The 3,880-nt window shown below is 57.1% G+C and carries 4 protein-coding genes; all 4 read right to left on the reverse strand.

Annotated features, from left to right (window positions below; genetic code table 11):
* Positions 1-550 precede the first annotated feature (550 nt).
* Positions 551-1,255: an HPP family protein gene (locus tag C8J40_RS20020; protein WP_132898530.1), complete on the reverse strand. Its 705-nt coding sequence runs from the start codon at positions 1,253-1,255 to the stop codon at positions 551-553.
* A 172-nt stretch (positions 1,256-1,427) separates the two neighbouring features.
* A complete protein-coding gene (locus tag C8J40_RS20025; RefSeq protein WP_132898531.1) occupies positions 1,428-1,886 on the reverse strand; it encodes a T6SS immunity protein Tdi1 domain-containing protein in 459 nt (152 codons plus the stop codon).
* 184 nt (positions 1,887-2,070) lie between these two features.
* Positions 2,071-2,355, reverse strand: a complete 285-nt coding sequence (locus C8J40_RS20030; protein WP_132898532.1) for a hypothetical protein — start codon at positions 2,353-2,355, stop codon at positions 2,071-2,073.
* 889 nt (positions 2,356-3,244) lie between these two features.
* Positions 3,245-3,502: a hypothetical protein gene (locus tag C8J40_RS20035; protein WP_132898533.1), complete on the reverse strand. Its 258-nt coding sequence runs from the start codon at positions 3,500-3,502 to the stop codon at positions 3,245-3,247.
* Positions 3,503-3,880: the final 378 nt, after the last annotated feature.

The following is a 3,880-nucleotide window of genomic DNA, read 5'->3' on the forward strand; positions in this document are numbered from 1 at the left end:
GGGCCGTTGGAGCCGGGGAAACTGGAAAGATCGCGCTTAACGAATGGCCGTTGTCGGGAGCCCGGATCGCCATCCCCAACGTCCGATTGTGGGCGTTTTCGCAATGCCGGCCATTCCCGAAATTCGATCGAATTGAGGGAATGTCAGGGTTGGGAATGATAGTGGACGTTAGGCGAATGAGCGGTAGATCGCTTCACCAAATATCGCCAACGTGACAATCGATGCCCCGACAATTAATGCCCAATAGCGACCGGGGTCACCCGACCGTGTCGCTTGCCGATACGCGGCTGGGCCACTGGCCAGATCGAGTCTTCCCGTCCTTAGCGCAGTTGCAACCGAACCCGCACCGGTCGCGGCGAGAAAGAACTCAAACCAGATTGGGCCTGTCATCCGCGTGTCTTAGCACGAGAAAAGCACTGAATAAACGTCTGCACTGGGCGATAGCGGAATGGCCGATATGGGAAGGAAAGCGGACGGTCCACTTCTAGATGTCGGTGAATTGAACGGGCACGGGTATACGCGAACGATCTCGCGACCTGATCGGTGGAGCCTAACGGCGGCCCGCAAACTTCTCACTTCCTCGACGCATTGCCCCATGGGCTCTCAAACGGTCGAACAGTAGCTCGAGATCGTCGCGGCCGATGTCGAATGTCTCGCCAAGGTCAGCAAGCGCTGCGTCGAGATCTTCAGGATGAGGGATGCCCTCAACCTGCGGACCGGCGGGCATCTGCAGGCCTGATACAGGGCGATGTGGGTACGAATGGCCAGACAGATGATGAAAGAACACCCCGGCAGCGGTCAGGATTACTGCGTTAATCCCCACTGGCATTAGCGGGAACATCCAGCCGGCTGTGGTGACCGCATGACCGCCCATCACCGCGGTCAGTGCAGCAGCCCCGCCAGGAGGGTGCAGACAGCGCAGCAGTGACATCGCCAGGATTGCACCTCCGACTGCCAGGCCACTCGCAAGCCCAGGCGATGACACCATGGAGGCTATCCCAACGCCGACAACAGCCGAGATGACGTTGCCACCGATCACTGCCCAGGGTTGCGCGAGCGGACTGGCAGGAACGGTAAAGATGAGAACCGCCGAAGCGCCCATGGGGGCCACGAGCAGCACGGCGGGCCACCCGTCTCCGAATACCATCGCTGTCACAAGTGCGGTGAACGCGATGCTCAGCGCCGCGCCAATACACGCCACAAGTCGACCACCGACCGTGGCACCAGCAAGGATCGGAGCAAATAAAGCCCGCAAGCATATTACCTTTCGTCGACAGGCTTCGCACCGATTTACCCGGCCTCGAACGGCCGCCTATGAGCGCAAGCGGGAAGGCCGTATAGGGGAGGAAAGCGACCCGACCACTTTTGGGATGTCCGCTTTTGGGCGTCAGCGGAATGGCCGGAATGGGAAGGATAACTGCGGTTCGTTAATCCTCGATCTTGAGCGATATGGCCGCGCCATCAGGAAGGCCTTCGATTTGCCGGAATAGCTCAGCGGTGAACGAGAACCATTCTCGCCACGGCGCTACCCAGACATTCTCCACGGAATAGTCGCCGCCCAGCACTGGCGGCGTGGTGAACGCATAGCATTGGTCCGCCATCAGCACCTTACCGGCGCGGCGGCATTCATCCGCTAACGGACGGAACTGCCAACCTTCCGGGTCGTCTTGAACTTCGCGCCAAAATACTTTCTCCGATCGCGCGATGCGCTCCACGGAAAATCCGCCCCGGTCGAACATGTGCATCACGCCGTCAGGGGCCAAAAGGAACATGTCGCCAAACAAATTAGAGCGAAGCACGCGGCAACCTGTCGGTATGATCGACGCCCATGCCGACAGGTCTGTGGCATGCGCAGCAGTAGGGAGGAAGTAGGCGGTCGGGCTCATCTGCCGATGATGCCTCGTCCCGCCTACGCCTGCAATTGGGCGCTTTGAAACGGGGTATCGTCGGGGTGCATCGTATCGGCTCAAGGCGAAAAGCCCAGCATCTGTGCGGAGTAGGGGCGGTTGCGGCGGAGGGTGTCTCCGCCGCGGTACGGCCGTTATCCGTGAAAAAGCGAACTGATCGCTTTTAACGAGGCGGGTCAAATTCGGTCGGGCTGATCTTTTTGGCGCTCTCGTCCATCACAGTGTTGATCAGCGAGGCCGCTCCAGCCTCGCTCAGCATTCTACCCATTTTGATGGCTACCGCTGGGGTCAGTGAGACGATCTTCCCGTCGTGTCCCTCGACGAACACATGTCCATCTTCGACCCATACGTTTCTGGGATCGCCGTACGCTTTGGCGTCAGCCAAGTTGCTAACGACTTGATCCAGCTCATCTGAGTTTAGCATATTTCTCGGCTGATCGAGGTTCATGGCAACCCTCGCGCTTGGAGTGACCTAGTGTCTCATTTACCATGAGATGCAATGACGGCAATGAGCATTAACGGTCGGGGGACGTTACCTTTTTACATCCGCAAACGGTGGCCTGCCCCGGGTTATTGTTGGCGTAAGCAGATATCGCGGGGAAAGATCCGTTTCCGATCTATATGCTCGGGTTGACCCACTGAGCTGGGGTATCGTCGGGGTACTTCGTACCGTTCGAAATTGCTAACTGGCGGATTTCTGCGGGGTACGGTTGTTTGCGGCGGATGGGTTATCCGCCGTCCGGGAATGTCCGAAATGGGAAGGAAAGCGGAAGGTCCGCTTTGCGGCATCGAGGCGACAAATTCGCGACTCTGCTATTAGCTGATAAAGTACGGGGCATCACGTTTCTGAAACGCCCGATGGTAAATCAGGGGGAGGTCCGAAGACCTCCCCAGTCCATTACTGTCTTTCCGCATACTTATAATGCGGAACAGAGCCAATGCGGTTTACGCGTTTTAACGCGCAAGACAGTCTTTTCGAACAACGCCGGACGTGCGCCTGTCATGGAGTCGACTCCGACCACATTCTTATTAATGAGCAATGCCGCTCAAATGTCCATACCCGATCCATCTTCAGTCAATTTCATCGCGGAAGCATCAGTTCGAAAAGCCCTGACGATTGCGGTTTGCCGAATAGCGGCTGGTACAAGGCGGGGCGAGCAAATCTCGGTGAACGAACGACCGTTGTTGTGAGGGTTAGATTTTAATCAGAGCGTCTGGGTCTGGGTCTGGGTCTGGGTCTGGGTCTGGGCGTTAGCGGAATGGCCGCTTTGGGAAGGAAAGCGGACGGGCTGCTTTTGGGGGACCGGCCGAAAAAAACGTCGGTCCCCGTGTACCTCTTAAATTAATTTTTTGAGGCTCAAGGTGGCAGGTGACGGCGTCGCGCAGATCATAATGGTGAACATGGTGAGCCGGTTTGCGTCGGTAACCGTCATTACCCACTCCTCACCTTCCCAAAACACCTCTCCCTGATCGCAAAGTAACAAAGCCGCATATTTTAATGCGAAACAGCGAGCAGCTGCGAGGGACGGCAGACTCTCGCCGACGCACGGAATGTTTGGTTTGGCATCGGCTATCTCGAAATAAAATATCGGCATTAGCTTCCCTGAAATAACGCGGGAGCACGATGTCTCTCAGTCGCCGAGATCCAACGATAAAATGGTAGCGAGTACCGTGCGTCATTGGTTCCACGGGATGGCTACTGTTGACTAATCGAGGAGTATGTCGAGATCGGTGTGGATCGGGCAGGAAAGCGGGCGCGCGACTTTCGGAGCGGCACTCCGAGAAACCTGCCATCGAATGCGCCCGCCAAATGCATCAGATTTTTGCATCGACGGATACCCAGCTTTCCTGCCGTTCTCTGGCCGATGCAAAATCCGTGCAGACTGTGTGGAAAGTCGTGAACAGCGCGGTCGGTGTCAGCGATTTCCAATCTCGAGCGGTTCGAGAACCAAATGAGCCCGAAGGTGGCCGTT

Origin of the sequence: Sphingomonas sp. PP-CC-3A-396, from assembly GCF_004343105.1 — a bacterium.
Classification (GTDB): domain Bacteria; phylum Pseudomonadota; class Alphaproteobacteria; order Sphingomonadales; family Sphingomonadaceae; genus Sphingomonas.

Coding starts and splice junctions, on each gene's coding strand:
- C8J40_RS20025 (WP_132898531.1), bottom strand. CDS start 1,886: ATGAGCCCGACCGCCTACTTCCTCCCTACTGCTGCGCATGCCACAGAC.
- C8J40_RS20030 (WP_132898532.1), bottom strand. CDS start 2,355: ATGAACCTCGATCAGCCGAGAAATATGCTAAACTCAGATGAGCTGGAT.
- C8J40_RS20035 (WP_132898533.1), bottom strand. CDS start 3,502: ATGCCGATATTTTATTTCGAGATAGCCGATGCCAAACCAAACATTCCG.